General features: G+C 60.9%; 15 protein-coding genes. 10 read left to right on the top strand and 5 right to left on the bottom strand.

The window, feature by feature from the left end:
* Positions 1-46 precede the first annotated feature (46 nt).
* Together AC1DKH_RS18560 and AC1DKH_RS18555 are read left to right on the top strand one after the other, a co-directional pair.
* A complete protein-coding gene (locus AC1DKH_RS18560) occupies positions 47-592 on the top strand; it encodes a vWA domain-containing protein (protein WP_477798881.1) in 546 nt (181 codons plus the stop codon).
* A 193-nt stretch (positions 593-785) separates the two neighbouring features.
* Entirely contained in the window at positions 786-2,432 is a 1,647-nt protein-coding gene (locus tag AC1DKH_RS18555; RefSeq protein ID WP_477798880.1) for a phospholipase D-like domain-containing protein, read from the top strand.
* A 7-nt stretch (positions 2,433-2,439) separates the two neighbouring features.
* On the opposite strand, the gene AC1DKH_RS18550 is transcribed toward AC1DKH_RS18555, so the two are convergent.
* On the bottom strand, positions 2,440-3,666 hold the full coding sequence (locus AC1DKH_RS18550; protein WP_477798879.1) for an NADH:flavin oxidoreductase/NADH oxidase family protein: 1,227 nt from the start codon (positions 3,664-3,666) through the stop codon (positions 2,440-2,442).
* Positions 3,667-3,742: 76 nt separating this feature from the next.
* Between AC1DKH_RS18550 and AC1DKH_RS18545 the strand changes: the two genes are divergently transcribed.
* On the top strand, positions 3,743-4,147 hold the full coding sequence (locus AC1DKH_RS18545; protein WP_477798878.1) for a MerR family transcriptional regulator: 405 nt from the start codon (positions 3,743-3,745) through the stop codon (positions 4,145-4,147).
* Between the two features lie 91 nt (positions 4,148-4,238).
* Here the strand turns inward: AC1DKH_RS18545 and AC1DKH_RS18540 are convergent, their stop codons facing one another.
* From AC1DKH_RS18540 to wecB, 4 genes are read right to left on the bottom strand one after another with little or no spacing between them, the layout of a single operon-like run.
* Positions 4,239-5,117 (bottom strand): DUF4434 family protein, encoded by an 879-nt coding sequence (locus AC1DKH_RS18540; RefSeq protein WP_477798877.1) that lies wholly within the window; start codon positions 5,115-5,117, stop codon positions 4,239-4,241.
* Positions 5,117-8,281: an NfrA family protein gene (locus AC1DKH_RS18535; RefSeq protein WP_477798876.1), complete on the bottom strand. Its 3,165-nt coding sequence runs from the start codon at positions 8,279-8,281 to the stop codon at positions 5,117-5,119. The genes AC1DKH_RS18540 and AC1DKH_RS18535 overlap by 1 nt, the downstream gene beginning before the upstream one ends.
* Positions 8,278-10,452: a cyclic di-3',5'-guanylate-activated glycosyltransferase NfrB gene (gene nfrB / locus AC1DKH_RS18530; RefSeq protein WP_477798875.1), complete on the bottom strand. Its 2,175-nt coding sequence runs from the start codon at positions 10,450-10,452 to the stop codon at positions 8,278-8,280. Before nfrB ends, AC1DKH_RS18535 begins: the two co-directional genes overlap by 4 nt.
* Complete coding sequence (gene wecB, locus AC1DKH_RS18525) at positions 10,449-11,600, bottom strand: non-hydrolyzing UDP-N-acetylglucosamine 2-epimerase (RefSeq protein WP_477798874.1); 1,152 nt, start codon at positions 11,598-11,600, stop codon at positions 10,449-10,451. The genes nfrB and wecB overlap by 4 nt, the downstream gene beginning before the upstream one ends.
* A 371-nt stretch (positions 11,601-11,971) precedes the next feature.
* Here wecB and AC1DKH_RS18520 point away from each other — a divergent pair, with 371 nt between their 5' ends.
* From AC1DKH_RS18520 to AC1DKH_RS18490, 7 genes are all read left to right on the top strand, one after another.
* Entirely contained in the window at positions 11,972-12,820 is an 849-nt protein-coding gene (locus AC1DKH_RS18520; RefSeq protein WP_477798873.1) for a transporter substrate-binding domain-containing protein, read from the top strand.
* Between the two features lie 51 nt (positions 12,821-12,871).
* The gene (locus AC1DKH_RS18515) at positions 12,872-13,534 is read left to right on the top strand and encodes an amino acid ABC transporter permease (protein WP_108217292.1); all 663 of its coding nucleotides are present in this window, start codon (positions 12,872-12,874) and stop codon (positions 13,532-13,534) included.
* 8 nt (positions 13,535-13,542) lie between these two features.
* Positions 13,543-14,205, top strand: coding sequence for an amino acid ABC transporter permease (locus AC1DKH_RS18510; RefSeq protein ID WP_218430801.1), 663 nt, complete (start codon positions 13,543-13,545; stop codon positions 14,203-14,205).
* Positions 14,202-14,996 carry an amino acid ABC transporter ATP-binding protein gene (locus AC1DKH_RS18505; RefSeq protein ID WP_477798872.1) on the top strand — a complete coding sequence of 265 codons (795 nt, stop codon included), beginning with the start codon at positions 14,202-14,204 and terminating at the stop codon, positions 14,994-14,996. Before AC1DKH_RS18510 ends, AC1DKH_RS18505 begins: the two co-directional genes overlap by 4 nt.
* A 28-nt stretch (positions 14,997-15,024) precedes the next feature.
* Complete coding sequence (locus tag AC1DKH_RS18500; protein ID WP_477755210.1) at positions 15,025-15,414, top strand: RidA family protein; 390 nt, start codon at positions 15,025-15,027, stop codon at positions 15,412-15,414.
* A 134-nt stretch (positions 15,415-15,548) separates the two neighbouring features.
* Positions 15,549-16,313 carry an IclR family transcriptional regulator gene (locus tag AC1DKH_RS18495; RefSeq protein WP_108217296.1) on the top strand — a complete coding sequence of 255 codons (765 nt, stop codon included), beginning with the start codon at positions 15,549-15,551 and terminating at the stop codon, positions 16,311-16,313.
* Positions 16,314-16,352: 39 nt separating this feature from the next.
* Complete coding sequence (locus AC1DKH_RS18490) at positions 16,353-17,570, top strand: amino acid deaminase (RefSeq protein WP_477798871.1); 1,218 nt, start codon at positions 16,353-16,355, stop codon at positions 17,568-17,570.
* Positions 17,571-17,700: the final 130 nt, after the last annotated feature.

Here is a 17,700-nt window from a genome sequence, read left to right as displayed (position 1 = left end):
CAAGCATCATGCAGCACGTAGCGGTTCGGTCAACTGGCCCGGCACCTTGCTTAATGGTCGGCCCCGTCAGCGTGCTGATCTGTTGTATCAACTGCGCACCCGTTCGCCCCAAGAATTGTGGCTGGTGATTGTCGATGCGTCGGCTTCGACCCGCCGTCATCAGGCGTTGAGTGATGCCAAAGGCTTGCTGGCGCAGCTGTTCGATGATGCCTACCGCCAACGTGCGCGCCTGGCGTTGCTGACCGCCAGCGGCTCGGTGCCCAAGTGGCAGGTGCAAGGGTTGAAGGCTTCCAACGGTTTGCGCCATTGGCTCGATGGGCTCGGCGCAGGCGGCGGAACGCCGTTGCTGGCGGCGCTGGGTGAGGCGAGGCACTGGCTGACCGCGCGGCAAAAACGCTTTCCGGCGGAACCGCAAAGACTTTTATTGGTGACCGATGGGCGGCTGAAGGACTGGTCCATGCTGCCGGCAATCGAATGCCCAGGGCTGGTGATCGACATCGAACGCGGGCCGATTCGTCTTGGGCGCAGCAAAGTATTGGCTGCGCAGCTGCAATCGGATTATCGACATATGGACGATCTGCTTCCAGGCTGAACATTGCGCTGTCTGTGCTGGCCTCTTCGCGAGCAAAGTTGCTCCCACATCAGATCTGGCAAAGATCCGGTGTGGGAGCGGCGGTGCGGCGATCCGACTTGCTCGCGACGGCATCAATCCGGTTTCGGGTCGTCAGGGTAAAAATTCATCGACGATCTATGCTCACCGGGCAAATCCATCACAGGAGTGAACCATGCGTATCCTGGCCGTCAATGAACAGGGCGATTTTCGCGTCAAGGCTTACGCCGGCACCAATGGCGTGCTGTTGGCCATGGACCTGGCCGAATCCCGTCGCATTGGCCTGTTGGGTTTTGCCATTGAAAAACAGCAGGGCAGCAAACCCTGGATGTTTCTGTTCAATAGCCTGACGTTCCCGGACAAGGACCATACCTTCCCCCAGTTGCACGCCACGCCCAGTGATATCGCACCGTTACAGAAATTCCGCTGGGCCGATTACGCGGTCAATCCGGGGATGACGATCCATTATCGGGTCTACCTGGTCTACGGCAGCCACAATGCGCCACAACTGGGTGAGTGCCTGGAGGTAACGGTCACCTCCGACGATGGCCATCCCGGCAACCAAAGTGTCAATTTCAACCGCGCAGTAGCCGCCAGTCAGGCGTTCGAGCGCAAGTTTCCCGATCTCGATGCACTCATTGGCAAAAAGAACAAGCTGCCCATCGAAGCCTGGCCCGATGCCCCGCGTAGATGGTTGGAGAACGGTTTGCTCGGGCGCTTGTTGGGGTTTATCGCGCGTGCTGTCGATGGCAAGTGGGCGCTGGATATCGCCATCTATGAGTACCAGTTACAGGTGATAGTCGACGCAGTGGAGGCTGCGCTGGAACGCGGCGTGAAAGTTCGCGTCCTTTATCACGCGCAACCGGGCGACGACACTACCGTCTTGAACGAGGTCAGCCTGAAAAATATCCCCCAGGCGAACAAACGCGGGCGGGTCACCCACAATATCTTTCACAACAAGTTCATGGTCTTGAGTCGGCTCGACGCAGCGGGGCAGTATCAGCCCGAAGCGGTACTCTGCGGCAGTACCAACTTCACCCCCAACGGCGTTTACCGTCAGGCCAACGTGGTGCATGTGCTGGACGATACGCGGCTCAGTACCCGTTATCTGCAAACCTTCGAGCAGGTCTGGAGCACGCCGGCAGATGTCGGCGCCACGCGGCAATGGATCACGCAGCACAACCCGATGGATCCGACGCAGGCACTTTTCGCCGGGTTCTCGCCGCGCTCGGGCGGAGGTGACCTGGATGAGTTCGTCTCGATCATCAATGCCGCGAAAAAGGACGTGCTGTTCGTCACTGCGTTCGCCTTGCCCGACGCCATCCTCAACGCCTTGCTCGGCTTGCCCCATGACGACATCCTGCGCTATGGCCTGCAAAACACCGCCAGCGAAATCACCGGGTTTCACGCCGACCGCACCGCTGAATTCACCACCGTTGCCCTGCTCGACAAAGGGCTGGAAGGCTGGCTCAAGGAAAGCAGGGAGGGTCAGAAGGGCAATATCCTGGTGCACACCAAAGCCATCGTCACTGACTTCACCAGTGATGCGCCGACGATCATAAGCGGTAGCCACAACCTCAGCGACGCAGCCAGCAACGGCAATGACGAAAACTATCTGATCATTCGCGGCGATACCGATCTGGCAGACCGTTATGGCCTGGAGTTGCTGCGGTTCTACGAGCATTACCGCTTTCGTTATTTCGCGAAAAAACTTGCGCTCAAGCAGGTCCAGCCGTTGGCGACGGATAACAGCTGGACTGATCAATATTACCGCGCGGGGGATCTACGGATGTTGTCGCGACTGCGGTTTACCGGCCAATAGCGATCCATCAGTCCGCGCTCATGGCCCGGCGATACTGACGCGTGCGTTTGGCGATGTATAACTGATCAATAATCAACGCCAACAACGCCGAAACCTTGGGCCGGGTGGTGCGTCCACGGCTCAAGCGATGCAGCTGGAATTTGACCACCGCCATGCTCGCCAGCGCCGCCAGGGGCTTGCGCTTCCAGCGGATCGGCGGCAGTTGCGGATGGCTGTTCTGGCCTTCGCGCCAATGCTTGACCAGGTGCGGCTCCACGGCCAGCGCGGTGCCAATCCCGGCCATGGCGATGCCGCTGTCGAGGACCTGTTCGACGATTGCCAAACGCCGGATCCCGCCCGTCACCATCACCGGCATCCGCGCCACGCTGGCCAGTTCACCGGCCATTTCCAGAAAATATGCCTCCCGCGCCAGGGTCCGGCCGTCGCGCGCTTCGCCTTGCATGGCCGGTGCTTCGTAACTGCCGCCGGAGAGTTCCAGCAGGTCGATCGGTTGTTCGTTGAGCCACAGGATCACCTGCCGTGCATCATCGGCATCGAAACCACCGCGCTGGAAGTCCGCTGAGTTGAGTTTTACCGACACACAGAATTGCGGCGACACCGCCTGGCGAACCGCCGCGACGACGGACAACAGCAGGCGCGCGCGATTTTCCAGGGATCCGCCCCACTGATCGGTGCGCCGATTGGTGAGCGGCGAAAGGAACTGGCTGATCAGGTAACCGTGGGCGGCGTGGATCTGCACACCGGTAAAACCGGCTTTCTCCGCCAGTGCGGCGCTGGTGGCGAAGCGTCGGATCACCTCAGCGATGTCGTCCTCGCTCATGGGTTTGGGTTCGGCGAACATCTTCGAAAACTGGCCGAGATCCAGCGCAACCGCCGACGGTGCCAGCGCTTGCTGGCCAAGGTTAGCCATGGTCTGGCGACCAGGATGATTGAGCTGCATCCAGAAATGCGCACCGCCGGCCCGGCCGGCACTGGCCCACTGGCGGAAGCGATCCATGTGACGCTCGTCCTCTAGCGCGACTCCGCCGGGGCCGGTCATGGCGCGGCGGTCGATCATCACGTTGCCGGTCAGCAACAAGCCGGTCTCACCCTCGGCCCAGGCCTGATACAGGCGAAACAGAGCGTGGTCGGGCACCTGATCGGTATTGGCCAGGTTCTCTTCCATCGCGGCTTTGGCAATGCGATTGCCGATGGTCTGGCCGTTGGGCAAATTCAGCGTTTGGAAGGGCGACATGCTTGACTCCTCGTAGTGATGAGTAGAGGCTAAGTTTAAAGTTAACTTTAATGTCAAGCGAACAAATGAGACCCCTATGAAGATTGGTGAATTGGCACAGTTGAGCGGGTTGACCGCATCGCGTATCCGTTTTTACGAGTCTCAGGGATTGATCCGGCAGGTCGAGCGTTCTTCCAACGGTTATCGGCGTTACTCGCAACAGGCGCTGCAGACCCTGCAACTCATCCAGTGCGCACAACAGGCCGGTTTCAGCCTGGACGAACTCAAGCAGTTGCTGCCGGATAATGTGACGGGTGCGTTCAAGCACGATGAGTTGATGGCCGGCCTGCATCGCAAGATCGAGCAGATCGAAGAAATGCAACGGCACCTGGCCCATAGCAAGGCGCAGTTGCTGGGGTGGATCGACACTATTCAGGCCCGCCCCGAAGGCATGAGCTGCGATGAAAATGCCGAACGGGTGATGACGTCATTCAAGCACTAGGTCAGCCTTGAACATGGAAGCAGGCCTGCTCGCGGATTGGATGGATTGGTTCATAAGCTCAGCCGGCGCCGATTTTTTCAACACGTCGTCTTCAATGGTTTTGTACATCGCCGACCTTGCCGTTGTACTGGTTGTCGAGAATCACCTTACCCCACGGTCGGTAGCGCAAGGAGAAAACCGACGTCGGGTGGCAGCCCGGCGTTGTTGATTGCGGGGCCATCGGTTCAGCGCGGAAAGGTTGCCCGGCAGCACTGACTTGCCGGAAGGCTTCCCTGACGATACCGATGGAGCAGGGCAGTGCCTTGGCGTAGCCGTCGCGAACCACGGGTGGCAAGCGTCCAGTGCCGGCTCCGTCCTGCCACCACACCTGGATTCCGGCGTTGGCCACTTCGCCCAGCCACTGGCCATTCACCTGTGGCGCAAGTTTGCCGACGCTGAACACGCTGATGTGCAGCGGCGCGTCGAGCTTGCCAGCGAAATCCGTGAGTTGGCGTTGCAGGGTTTGCCGACGATCGAGCGGTAGAAAGTGCGAGTCATCCAGTTCCATGGGTAAATACCAGCCGCTGACCGGGAGTTTCCAGTCCTTGCGCAACGTCTGCTGCCGGGCCAGCGACAGCCCCAGTTGCGCCTGCCAGTAGCTCGCCAGCCCGGCACTGTCCAGCTCATCGATGCGCTGGTAATAGGCCGGGTCCATGCGCAGGCCCAGCACCAGTTTCAGCCCTTGGGCCTGGGCCAGTTTCAGGCTGGTCGCGAGCCAACCGTTGGCGCCGCCGAAGTCCGAATCTCCGTAGGCCGTCCACTGCACGATCACCGTGTGCGCGCCTTGTCGGGCGGTGTCCTGCCAGATTCGCTGCCATTGCGCCTGGCTCAGGTTGGCATCGGCATTGAGCGGCTGGTAGAAAATCCGCTCGTCGGCATGGCTCGCCACTCCACCCAGCAACAGGCACAACACCAGAAGTAGTCGCCTCATCAGAAATTCAACTCCACGCCCAGCAGCACGCCGTTGCCGCCTTCATACAGATTGCCGCCCAACCACTGTTGATACTCGGTGCGCACCGACAGGTGTGCGCGATAGGCGTTGTAGAGGTCATCGTTGAACCACCATTGCCAACGCAAACCCAGCCCGGTGCGCAAATCCTGGCGCCAGTCGTTGCTCGGGTCCTGGCTGGCGAATTCGAGAAAACCGTACGGCATGAGGGTTTGCGCGCCGTTGAACGGCAGTTTCCAGGCGTGCCCTTGCTGGAAGCGCGACAGCCATTGATGGTCGCCGGCCTTGGTCCACCACGCCGCGTCGAGATAGAGGAAACGTTCCTCCCAATCGCTTTCATCGACGCGCCAATCGTTGCGGAATCGACCCTGATCGAGGAACGACGCAGTAGCGCGCAGGAGGTAGTCGGTGGTGGTGTGCCCATCCTCACGATGATCGTCAGCCTGATCGGACAGCTTTTTGGGGACCAGCATCTGACCCAGGCTCAAGCCGTGGTTGTCCTGGTCATCGAACTGACTTTGCTTGTAGATCTCACCGTAGAAGTTGATGTTGGCGGTGCCCCAGGGCTTGTAGCGCAGACCGACGCCGGTACCGAGGGATTCGGCATAGCTCGAGCGGCCCACGCCGCCGAGCAACACGCGGCCGTAGACCGACAGCGAGCTGCCGGCGCGACTGGGTTCCTCGCCCAGCGCGTGGTCCCACATGGCCATTTGCACGTTCTGCGAACTGGAACGGCGTTGGGTGCCGGTGCTGTCGTCGGGGCGCAGGATGTCGTTGGTCGATATCCCGGCCGGTGACCAGGTGCTGGCGATGCTGACTGAGTCGCGACGGGACAGGCTTTCGTGGGCGCGACGCTGGCGATAGCGACGCGCTTGCATGCTGCCTTCCTCGTCATCGGCGGTCACCGGGTTCTGTTCCAGGTCGATCACCCGGCGCAGTTCCTTGCGCGCCGAGGCGCTGTCTTCGACCTCGTCATAACGCCAGGCCAGGGTTTCGCCGAGGCGATAGTCTTCCGGGAAGTCCTGGGTGGCGCGTTGCAGATACGGGATGGCGCGGGCGCGTTCTGCCTTGGTCTCGGCACCGGCCAGGCGCACGCCGTAGTCGGCGCGATAACGGGGATTGGCCGGATCCCGGCGCATGGCCTCGGCCAGCCACTCGGTACTTTGTGGCAGGTCGCCGGCCTTTTGCGCGGTGACGGAGGCGGCGTAGAAGTGCTCGGCATCCGGTGCAAGTTGCAGGGCGGAACGCTGGCGCTGCAGCGCGAGCGTGTGATCGCCCCGGGCATCGGCAATCGCCGCGCCCAATGCCCACTCATTGGCGCCACGGGTGCGGCTTTGTTGCCAGTAGTGTTCGGCCGTTTGCGTGTCACCGATATTCAGGGCACCACGGCTGGCAGTGAGACGGGCATTGTCGCTGAGTTCGGCGTCCGGAATGCCGCGCCAGATGGCCAGGGCACCCGCCGAATCTCCGGCAGCTTCCAGGGCGTAAGCCAGTGGCAAGCGACTGTTTCGGTTACCCATTTTTTCGGCGGTCTGGTAATACACCACTGCTTCGCCGGGGCGCTCAGGCATTGCGCAGCGGCCGAGGGCGCGGTAATCGCCTGCGGCTTGCGGGTGATCGCCAATGACCTGTTGAACCGCGCTGCACTGGCCGTTTTCCGCCAATTGCGCCAGCAGTTGCCCTCGAGTGGCGGGGTCGACGCGGTTGAGCAGCGAAACGATGCGTTGCTGTTGTGCCGCGGTCGGTGTCGACGCGGCATACAACCCTGCCAACCGTTGTAGCAAGGGCGTCGGCAGATTGCCGCCGTGGCGGTCGTAGGCGTTCTCGAGCAGCTGTTGCGCATGTTCCCGTTGGCCGGCATTCAGCGCCAGGTAGGTAGCCTGATTCAGCGAATCGAGATTGCCGGTCTGCTGGTAATGCCGCTCCCAGAAGACCGCCGCTTCGCTGTTGCGACCCGATGCCTGGAGCAGTTCGGCGCGGCGTTTGACCACGTCGGCGGTCTGCGGTTGGCTGGCGAGGTAGGCCATGACTTTGTCGCTGCGGCCCTCATCCTGCCAGACATCCAGCAGGCGTTCGCGGCGTCGCGAGTCCCAGGGTTCCGGCAGGCGTGTTGTTTGCAGCAGTTCGGTGGCTTGCAGACGCTGGGCGAGGATCAGCCAGGCCTGCGGATTTTCTTCGGGTTGGCAACTTTTCAACTGAGTCAGCGCAGCTTGCGGATCATGCCGCGACAGCCAGTCGGCGGTTTCCAGGCAGGGCCGCTGCAACTCACCACTCAAGCGTTGCACCGTGGCACTGTCGCCGGTTTGCCGCGCCAGTTCCCACAGGCGCTGGCGCTGCGCCGGATCGGCAAGATCGGCAGGCGGCAGCGATTGCATCCAGCGCTGTGCCTGCTGGACGTGGCCCATGGCGATCGCCCGGTCGACCATGGCCAGTCGAGTCTTGCGCGCGGCTTCCGGGCTTGGCGCTGTTTGCAGCAATTGCTGCATGGGTTGCTCGTCAAGGCGTTGCACGTAGGCGTTGGCCAGGCGTTGCCAGCCTTGGGCATCGAGTTGTTGGTTCGCGGCCAGAGGCGCCAGTTCCTTGACGGTGCCATCCCAATCGCGCAATTGCTCGGACCAATTGGCCCGGGCCAGTTGCAGCGCTCGCTCATCACCCTTGGTCGGCAGTTGCGCCAGCCAGTCATGGGCCGAGGCTGCACCGCCGCGCTTGGCCAGGCTCGCGCTGTAGGCCTGCCACAGGCGCACGCGCTGGTCCAGATTGCTGGAGCCTATCCACTGCTCCACCTGTTTTCTGTCCGGTGGATCCTGTTCGATCCAGGCCAGGCGCAGGTTGAGCAGAGTGTCGCTGTTGGCCGGAGTATCCGGTAGCGCTTGCACGGCGTCTTCGTAGCGTTGCTGCTTGACCAGCGATTGCACCAGTAACGCCCGCGCTTCATCGTTTTCTGGCACTTTGCTCAGCAAGTGGCGCATCAGCCGTTCGACTTCCTTCCAGTTGCCGTTTTTCGCTTCGCGGTAACTTCGGTCCATATAGGGGTAACTGCGGAACTGATCGAAATCGGTCAACGGTTCGGCCTGCACCCACGCTGTCGTGTTCAGGCAGAGCAACAGGCTACCGGCCATCAAGGTTTGACGATGGACGGGCTTCATACGACCTCCCGGGCAATGCAGTAGGCAGCGTGCTGCTCGCTCGTCTGATCGGACAGGGCCTGTTCGAGGATTTCCTGGGTGATCATGCCGCGTTCAATCAAGTGTTCACCTAGAGACATTTTTTCCGCATCGAAATCGATCAGCGCCTGATTGAACAGGGTTGGCGGCACCATGCCGCGTACTTGCAACAGGTTGCCCAGCAACACCTGGTGATGGCTGACGCGCTCGATCAGGTCTTCGTCGTCCTGATGTTGCTCAAGCACCTCAAGCATCTGATGTACTTCCTCGCTTTGACGAGGGCTGGCGTACCAGTAGCGGATCCCCAGCGTAACCCGACCTTGTGGTGCAAGGCGGCAACGCACCGGGCGTTTCAGTTGACGGCTGATGGCTCCCAGAGACACCTGGCTCACCGGACCTTCGGAAGCCAGCACCAAGGTTCCGTTTTCCTCGGCGACCGGCAGCACGCCATAGTGTGTGGCGATTTTGCGCGGCACCGCATCGATCAGGCGCTTGTCGAGTTTGAACGGATTGAGTGGCGCCCATTCCAGGTCCAGCTGTTCGGCCAGGGTCTGCACCAGTTGCGTAGTGTCGATGTGTCCGCGCAGCAGCAGTTCTTGACCCAGGCGCCGGCGTACCGGGTTGGTGATCGCTGCCTCGAGTTGATCTTCAGTGAGCAGGCCTTTTTCCACCAGTCGATGGCCCAGCGGCGTGCGCTGGGCCTCGACCAGGGCCGGAAATTCATGAGTGGTCTTGTCCCAGGCGACGCGACGTGAATCGCCCATTTCCATCACCTGGCGTAGCGCCCGAAGGTTGGCGAAGAAATTGACGAAATTGCTCCACATCATTCTGGGGGCTGACAGCAGCCCTTCGCCCAGACCGTAATAACGGGTGACAAACCAACCGCGCTGAAACAGCCGATTGAGCAGCATGAAGCCGTTGAGCCACAGCAGGGTCGCCAACAACGTGCTGTCGGAGAGGAACGACGGGTACCGCCAGGCATTCGGCGTGATCACGGTGACCAGCCACATCGCCAGCAACACCAGAAGCAGAATGTTCACCAGGAAGCTCAACAGGTACGCAATCAGGCCACGGCGGTCGCGCCACAGAAAATAATTGAGCAGGCCCTTGGAGCTCCAGCCCAGATTCTTGGTGCCCTGGAACACTATGCCGACGATCCATCGTGACTTCTGGCGGATCGCGTGCCGCAAATCCCTGGGGAAGTGCTCGCGCACGCAGATCACCTGGGAAAACGCACGGTCCATCCCGAACACCCAAGGCTGTTCAAGCGCCAGTTTCGGGTCGGTCACCGAGTAGCGGGCGAAGATGCACTTCATGCCTTTTTGCTTGAGGCGAAAACCGATGTCGTAGTCCTCGGTGAGGCTCTGCACGTCGAACGCAATGCCATCACCGTCCTCGAGCAGGGCACTGATGGCCTTGCGGCTGAAGCAAGTGCCGACCCCGGCGCTGGGCACTTGCCCGGTCAACGCCTCGCGCACGATGACATCCTTGCCATGGTTCTCGGCGAACTCGTCGACATAGTGCCCGGCGGTGAAGCCTTTCCATTCCGGTGCGTAGGGGTAGACCGGAATCTGGATCAGGTCCTTGGCCGGCAGCAGGTAGTTGAACAGGCGCAACTCCATGGGCGAAATCACGTCCTCGGCATCGTGCAGGATGAAGCCGGCGAACTGGATTTTTGCATCGTTTTCAAAACGCAGGATCGCGTCGATCACATTGTTCAGGCAGTCGGCCTTGCTGGTGGGGCCGGGGCGCGCGCACACCACTTTGTGCACGTTGGGATAGTGCAGGCACACCGCATCGACGTCGGCCTGGGTCTCGGCGTCGTTGGGGTAGGTGCCGACGAAAATCTGATAGTTCTCGTAGTCGATGGTCGAGGCGGCCAGGCGCGCCATTTCGCCGACCACGCCGACCTCGTTCCACGCCGGCACCATGATCGCCAGGGGTTTTTCGCCGATGGAATACAGCCGTTGCTCATCGGCGCGCTTGAATTTTTCATAGATCCGCCAGCGCCGGATCAGTTTGCGGGTCCAGTACACCAGGTCGATGAACAGGTCATCGAGCCCGAGTATGAACATCAGCAGGGCCAGGGTAATCGCGAGGTATTTGAGTGCGAACAACGCATAGGCAAAGAAGTCGACAAAAGCCAGGCTCATACGGCTCTACCCGCCGCCCGGTGTTTCAACCAGATGCCGAGGCGATTGGCGATGCGTTCGCTGGCGTGTCCGTCGCCATAAGGACTATGGGCCCGGCTCATGCGCTGGAAGGTGGCGTCATCATCGAACAACAGGCTCGATTCCTTGACGATACGATCGGTGTCGGTGCCCACCAGCACCACCGTTCCGCCTTCGAGCGCCAATGGCCGCTCCGTGACATCGCGCAGCACCAACAACGGTTTGCCAATGGCGGGGGCTTCCTCCTGGATGCCACCGGAATCGGTGAGAATGAAATGCGCGCGGCCCATCAGCCAGACGAAATGCTGGTAATCCTGCGGCGCTACCAGATAGATATTGGGTTTGTCCGAGAGAACGCTGTAGACCGCCTTTTGCACCTGCGGATTGAGGTGCACCGGGTAGACGAATTGCACATCGGGATAACGTTCGGCGAGGGTAGCCAGGGCCAGGCAGATGTTGCGAAAGCCGCCGCCGAAGTTCTCCCGGCGATGCCCGGTGATCAGCACCATGCGCCTGTTGTCGTCGAGCACGGCCAGCGGCGAGTCGGCGGCCGGGTGCCAGTGGGTTTCCTGTTGGTGATTGCGCATCCATACCAACGCATCAATCACCGTATTACCGGTGACCTCAATGTTGGCCTTGGACACACCTTCGCGCAGCAGGTTGTCTTCGTTATTGGCGGTCGGCGCGAAATGCAGGTCGGCGATGACCCCGGTCAGGTGCCGGTTGGCTTCCTCCGGCCAGGGTGCGCGCAAGTTGCCGGTACGCAAACCCGCCTCGACGTGGCCGATGGGCAACTGGCGATTGAAGGCGGCGAGGGCGGCAATGAAGCTGGTGGTGGTGTCGCCGTGCACCAGCACGATATCCGGTTGCACCCGCTCGTAGGCTTTGTCGAGCTGCCCCAGCAATTGTTCGGAGAGGCCGTTGAGCGTCTGGCCCTGGGTCATCACCTGCAAGTCTTCATCGACCGTCAGTTCGAACGAGTCGAGGACCTGCTTGAGCATTTCCCGGTGCTGGCCAGTGGAGCAGATGTTCAGGGTGATACCTGGCCAATTACGCAGGACCCGCGCCAAGGGCGCCATCTTGATGGCCTCCGGACGCGTACCGAAAACCATCATGACTTTAAATGACATCAACACTCCTGGGACCGCACGCGCCGGATACGTCGCGGCTGCTAAAACCGGCTATTTCTCGGACATAGAATAAAGCAGTCGGATGGGGCGTTGTCCAATGAACTGCACTGGCTCGCAGTTCTTGCTTCGAATGGGTTCATCTGCGCCCGGTTGTGAACCAGATACCCGCCCTTTGTAGCCAACGGTAGCGGTCAGGAGGCCGTGCGTTTGGTAACGATTTTTCCTGTTTGAATGCATCCCCCTGATTCAAAACAAATTTCAATTTCGCTCACATTTCCTCCACATCCGGTGGCACACTTTCTGCTGTCTATTCCGTTGTTACATACATAGTTCCGGTATAGCGGAATAAACATCACCCTGGAGTGCTTGCCATGCATCGCCGACCTTCCTTGTTCACAGCATGTGTTTTTCTGTTCGCAGCCTCTGCCGCTGCCATGGGCGTGGCCCAGGCAGCAGACAGCAAGCTCGATAGCGTTCTGGCCCGCGGCAAACTGATTGTAGGCACCGGCAGCACCAACGCGCCGTGGCACTTCCAGGGTGCGGATGGCAAGTTGCAAGGCTTTGATATTGATATCGGGCGCATGGTGGCCAAGGGCTTGTTCAACGATCCGGGCAAAGTCGAGTTCGTGGTGCAGTCGTCCGACGCACGTATCCCCAACCTGCTGACCGACAAGGTCGACATGAGCTGCCAGTTCATCACCGTGACGGCCAGCCGTGCCCAGCAAGTGGCGTTCACCCTGCCGTACTACCGCGAAGGTGTCGGCCTGCTGCTGCCGGCGAACAGCAAGTACAAGGAAATCGATGACATGAAAGCCGCCGGTGACAGTCTCACCGTGGCGGTGCTGCAAAACGTCTATGCCGAAGAACTGGTGCACCAGGCGCTACCCAAGGCCAAGGTCGATCAGTACGACAGCGTGGACCTGATGTACCAGGCCGTGAACTCCGGCCGCGCCGACGCGGCGGCCACCGACCAGTCTTCAGTGAAATACCTGATGGTGCAGAACCCCGGCCGTTATCGCAGCCCGGCCTACGCCTGGAGCCCGCAGACCTATGCGTGCGCGGTCAAGCGCGGCGACCAGGACTGGCTGAACTTCGTCAACACCACCCTGCATGAAGCCATGACCGGCGTTGAGTTCCCGACTTACGCGGCGTCGTTCAAGCAGTGGTTCGGTGTGGATCTGCCAACGCCGGCGATTGGCTTCCCCGTCGAATTCAAATGATTCCGTGAGAGTGGGGCGATTTGAGTCGCCCCGCTCAAGGTACTTCTGACCATGAACTATCAGTTGAACTTTGCCGCCGTCTGGCGCGATTTCGACACCTTGCTGGCGGGGCTCGGTATGGGCCTTGAACTGGCGCTGGTGTCGATCGCCATCGGCTGCGTGATCGGCCTGATGATGGCGTTTGCCTTGCTGTCCAGGCATCGCGCATTGCGGGTGCTGGCGTCGGTGTATGTCACGGTGATTCGTAACACGCCGATCCTGGTGTTGATCCTGTTGATCTACTTTGCGTTGCCGAGCCTGGGGATCCGGCTGGACAAGATCCCCTCGTTCATCATCACCCTGTCGCTGTATGCCGGGGCGTACCTGACTGAAGTGTTTCGCGGCGGCTTGCTGAGCATTCCCAAGGGTCTGCGAGAAGCAGGGTTGGCCATTGGCCTGGGCGAGTGGCAGGTCAAGGCCTACGTCACCGTGCCGGTGATGCTGCGCAATGTGTTGCCGGCCCTGTCGAACAACTTCATTTCGCTGTTCAAGGACACTTCGCTGGCGGCCGCGATTGCCGTACCTGAGCTGACCTATTACGCGCGCAAGATCAATGTCGAGAGCTACCGGGTGATTGAAACCTGGCTGGTGACCACGGCGCTTTATGTGGCGGCCTGTTACCTCATTGCCATGATGCTGCGTTACCTCGAACAGCGTCTGGCGATTCGCCGATAGGAGGCCCCATGTACGAATCCCCCAGTTGGTTGCATGAGTTGTGGGTGGCGCGGGAAGTGCTGTGGCAAGGCTTCCTGACCAGCGTCCAGGTGTCGGTGCTGGCGATTTTGCTCGGCACACTGGTTGGCGTCGTCGCCGGGCTGGTGCTGACCTACGGCAAATTCTGGATGCGCGCACCGTTTCGTTTTTATGTCGATGTGATTCGCGGCACGCCCGTGTTCGTGCTGGTGCTGGCGTGCTTTTACATGGCGCCGGCGCTGGGCTGGCAGATCAGCGCGTTCCAGGCCGGTGCGCTGGGGCTGACGCTGTTCTGCGGCTCCCATGTCGCCGAGATCGTGCGCGGTGCCTTGCAGGCCTTGCCGCTTGGGCAGATGGAGGCGAGCAAGGCCATCGGCCTGACGTTCTACCAGGCCCTCGGTTACGTGTTGTTGCCCCAGGCGCTGCGGCAGATTCTGCCGACCTGGGTCAATTCGTCGACCGAGATCGTCAAGGCCTCGACCCTGTTGTCGGTGATCGGTGTCGCCGAGTTGCTGCTCAGCACCCAGCAGATCATTGCCCGGACCTTCATGACCCTGGAGTTTTACCTGTTCGCCGGATTCCTGTTCTTCGTCATCAACTACGGCATCGAGTTACTCGGCCGGCACATTGAAAAGCGGGTGGCTTTGCCATGACTCAGACTCAAACCAATGCACAAAACGGCCAACCCCTGCTGGACATTCGCGGCCTGCACAAGCGTTACGACCAGCTTGAAGTGCTCAAGGGCGTCGACCTGAGCATGCGGCGCGGCAACGTGGTAACGCTGATCGGTTCCAGCGGCTCGGGCAAGACCACACTGCTGCGCTGCGTGAACATGCTCGAAGAGTTCCAGGGCGGGCAGATCCTGCTCGACGGCGAATCCATCGGTTATGACGAGGTCAACGGCAAACGCATTCGCCACCCGGAGAAAGTCATCGCTCGCCATCGCGCCATGACCGGCATGGCGTTCCAGCAGTTCAACCTGTTCCCGCACCTGACCGCGTTGCAGAACGTCACCCTGGGTCTGCTCAAGGTCAAGAAACTGCACAAGGACGAGGCCGTGGCCCTGGCCGAGAAATGGCTGGAGCGTGTTGGCCTGCTGGAACGGCGCGATCACTTCCCCGGTCAGTTGTCTGGCGGTCAGCAACAGCGCGTGGCGATTGCTCGCGCAATCGCCATGAACCCGAGCCTGATGCTGTTCGACGAAGTGACCTCGGCCCTGGACCCGGAACTGGTCGGCGAAGTGCTGAGCGTGATCAAGGGCCTGGCCGAAGACGGCATGACCATGCTGCTGGTGACCCACGAAATGCGCTTTGCGTTCGAGGTTTCGGACAAGATCGTATTCATGAATCAGGGGCGTATCGAAGAGCAGGGGCCGCCCAAGGACCTGTTCGAGCGCCCGCAATCGCCACGACTGGCGGAATTTCTCAAAAGCACTCGCTTTTAACGTCATTTTCAAAGCAGGAGAAACACCCATGAGCATTACTCGTTACGGCACCGGCAGCACCGCCGCTGGCGGTCAGCCTCGCCCTTTCGCCCGCGCCGTTGAAGCCGATGGCTGGCTGCACGTTTCCGGGCAGGTGCCGGCGGTGGACGGCGAGATCATTGTCGGTGGCATCGTCGAGCAGACCCACCAGACCATGAAAAACCTGATCGCGATTCTCGAAGAGGCAGGTTTCGGCCTGGAAGACGTGGTGCGTGCTGGCGTGTGGCTGGAGGATCCGCGGGATTTCACGAGTTTCAACAAGGTCTTCTCCGAGTACTTCAAACCCGAACACGCCCCGGCGCGGGCCTGTGTGCAGGCGAACATGATGGTCGACTGCAAGGTGGAGATCGACTGTATTGCTTACAAGAAAAAGGCTTGATCGGCGGTTGCTCTTGTAGGAGCTGCCGAAGGCTGCGATCTTCTGGCGTTTTTTGATGGGTGCTGCCAAGGCAAGATCAAAAGATCGCAGCCTGCGGCAGCTCCTACGGGCGACTTTGAATGGGGACCACTGAAATGACCGAAGACACCATCAAGCGCCGGGCACGCGGTCTGGACCGGGCATTCGATATCCTCGATTTCCTCAAGGAGATCGGCCAGCCTCTGCGCCCGAACGACATTGCCAACGGCATCGGCAGCCCCAAATCCACGGTCTACGAACTGGTGGCGTCGCTGCTGGAACGGCGGATCCTGGAGCCGGTGGGCAAGGACGGTCATGTCTACCTCGGTCGTCAGTTGTACTTTCTCGGGCAGGCCCACTTGCGCCATTTCGACCTGACCCGCGAGGCCGATCACGCCCTGCAGGAAATCGTCAGCCAGACCCATGAAACGGCGCAGATGTGTCTGCTCAACGGGCGCAAATACACCGTTGCGCTGATGAAGGAGGGGGAACGGCATTTCCGTATTTCCTCGGACATCGGCGAAAACGCACCCATCCCCTGGACCGCCTCCGGGCGGCTGTTGCTGGCGCACCTGAGCGACCAGGCAATCGTCGACCTGATCGACCACGACGACTTCATCCTGCCTGACGGCGAACGCTTGCCGCTGGAACAGTTTCTCAAGGAAATCCGTCAGGCCGGAATCGATGGTTTCTTTTCTTTCGATAGCGTCGCCGACACCTTTACTCATTGCTTCGCCGCCCCGGTCAAAGACCCTGGCGGCGTGGCCATCGCGACCCTGTGCATCGTCGCTCCACGAGCCGATGCCAAGAAAAACTACAATGACTACCGCCGGGTGCTGATCGACAGCGCCAACAGCCTGGCCCGTCGCATCAACGAATAACAGCGGCTGCCTGCAGCCGCGTGAACTAGGAGTTCGACCATGTCTTCTGCCCCCCATACTGCCAACGTGGACAAAGGCGCTGCCCCGATCGGCGCCAGCCTGGTGCGTGACGTCAGCCTGCCCGCGCTGGTACTGCACCGCGAGGCGCTGGAACACAACATTCGCTGGATGCAGGACTTCGTCAGCAACAGCGGTGCGGAACTGGCGCCCCACGGCAAGACCAGCATGACCCCGGCGCTGTTCCGTCGCCAACTGGACGCCGGTGCCTGGGGCATCACCCTGGCCAGCGCCACGCAAACCCGTGCCGCCTACGCCCATGGCGTGCGCCGGGTGTTGATGGCCAACCAGTTGGTCGGCATGCCGAACATGGCGCTGATCGCCGACCTGCTGGCCGACCCGACGTTCGATTTCTATTGCATGGTCGATCATCCGGACAACGTCGCCGACCTCGGCGCCTATTTCGCCTCCCGCGGCGTGCGCCTGAACGTCATGATTGAATACGGCGTAGTCGGAGGTCGTTGCGGTTGCCGCAGCGAGCAGGAAGTGCTCGATCTGGCCAAGTCCATCACCGCGCAACCGGCCCTGGCCCTGACCGGGATCGAAGGCTACGAAGGCGTGATCCATGGTGATCACGCCGTGACCGGTATCCGCGATTTCGCCGCGTCACTGGTGCGCTTGGCGGTGCAGTTGCAGGACAGCGGCGCCTTCGCCATTGCCAAGCCGATCATCACCGCGTCGGGCTCGGCCTGGTATGACCTGATTGCCGAATCCTTCGAAGCGCAGAACGCCGGTGGACGTTTCCTCAGCGTGCTGCGTCCTGGCAGTTACGTGGCTCACGACCATGGCATCTACAAGGAGGCGCAGTGCTGCGTACTCGACCGTCGCAGCGATCTGCACGAAGGCCTGCGTCCGGCGCTGGAAGTGTGGGCGCACGTGCAGTCATTGCCGGAGCCGGGGTTTGCGGTGATTGCCCTGGGCAAGCGCGACGTGGCCTACGACGCCGGCTTGCCGGTGCCGTTGTTGCGGTACAAGGCGGGTGTGGTGCCGGCCAAAGGCGATGACGTGAGTGCGTGCAAGGTGACCGCGGTGATGGACCAGCATGCGTTCATGACCGTGGCGCCAGGGGTTGATCTGCGGGTGGGCGACATCATTTCGTTCGGCACATCGCACCCGTGCCTGACGTTCGACAAGTGGCGTGTCGGCTGTCTGGTGGACGAGCAACTGAACGTCATCGAGACCATGGAAACCTGTTTCTAAAGTTTGAGACCGAGTTGCGGTCATCGTCGGATCGCCGCCCGGAGCAAGCTCGCTCCCACAGGGTTTTGTGTACACCGAAGATCCAATGTGGGAGCGAGCTTGCTCGCGATGAGGCCCGACCAGACAACAC

Source organism: Pseudomonas sp. 05L36, assembly GCF_056398125.1.
Note: the sequence above shows the minus strand (reverse complement) of the source record. Positions and strands in the feature narration are given on the sequence as shown.

What these genes read in the sequence shown, in the direction of transcription:
- AC1DKH_RS18510 (WP_218430801.1), top strand. Translation starts at nt 13,543, where the DNA reads ATGTACGAATCCCCCAGTTGGTTGCATGAGTTGTGGGTGGCGCGGGAA.
- wecB (WP_477798874.1), bottom strand. Translation starts at nt 11,600, where the DNA reads ATGTCATTTAAAGTCATGATGGTTTTCGGTACGCGTCCGGAGGCCATC.
- nfrB (WP_477798875.1), bottom strand. Translation starts at nt 10,452, where the DNA reads ATGAGCCTGGCTTTTGTCGACTTCTTTGCCTATGCGTTGTTCGCACTC.
- AC1DKH_RS18555 (WP_477798880.1), top strand. Translation starts at nt 786, where the DNA reads ATGCGTATCCTGGCCGTCAATGAACAGGGCGATTTTCGCGTCAAGGCT.
- AC1DKH_RS18495 (WP_108217296.1), top strand. Translation starts at nt 15,549, where the DNA reads ATGACCGAAGACACCATCAAGCGCCGGGCACGCGGTCTGGACCGGGCA.
- AC1DKH_RS18545 (WP_477798878.1), top strand. Translation starts at nt 3,743, where the DNA reads ATGAAGATTGGTGAATTGGCACAGTTGAGCGGGTTGACCGCATCGCGT.
- AC1DKH_RS18490 (WP_477798871.1), top strand. Translation starts at nt 16,353, where the DNA reads ATGTCTTCTGCCCCCCATACTGCCAACGTGGACAAAGGCGCTGCCCCG.
- AC1DKH_RS18515 (WP_108217292.1), top strand. Translation starts at nt 12,872, where the DNA reads ATGAACTATCAGTTGAACTTTGCCGCCGTCTGGCGCGATTTCGACACC.
- AC1DKH_RS18505 (WP_477798872.1), top strand. Translation starts at nt 14,202, where the DNA reads ATGACTCAGACTCAAACCAATGCACAAAACGGCCAACCCCTGCTGGAC.
- AC1DKH_RS18500 (WP_477755210.1), top strand. Translation starts at nt 15,025, where the DNA reads ATGAGCATTACTCGTTACGGCACCGGCAGCACCGCCGCTGGCGGTCAG.
- AC1DKH_RS18540 (WP_477798877.1), bottom strand. Translation starts at nt 5,117, where the DNA reads ATGAGGCGACTACTTCTGGTGTTGTGCCTGTTGCTGGGTGGAGTGGCG.
- AC1DKH_RS18520 (WP_477798873.1), top strand. Translation starts at nt 11,972, where the DNA reads ATGCATCGCCGACCTTCCTTGTTCACAGCATGTGTTTTTCTGTTCGCA.
- AC1DKH_RS18535 (WP_477798876.1), bottom strand. Translation starts at nt 8,281, where the DNA reads ATGAAGCCCGTCCATCGTCAAACCTTGATGGCCGGTAGCCTGTTGCTC.
- AC1DKH_RS18550 (WP_477798879.1), bottom strand. Translation starts at nt 3,666, where the DNA reads ATGTCGCCCTTCCAAACGCTGAATTTGCCCAACGGCCAGACCATCGGC.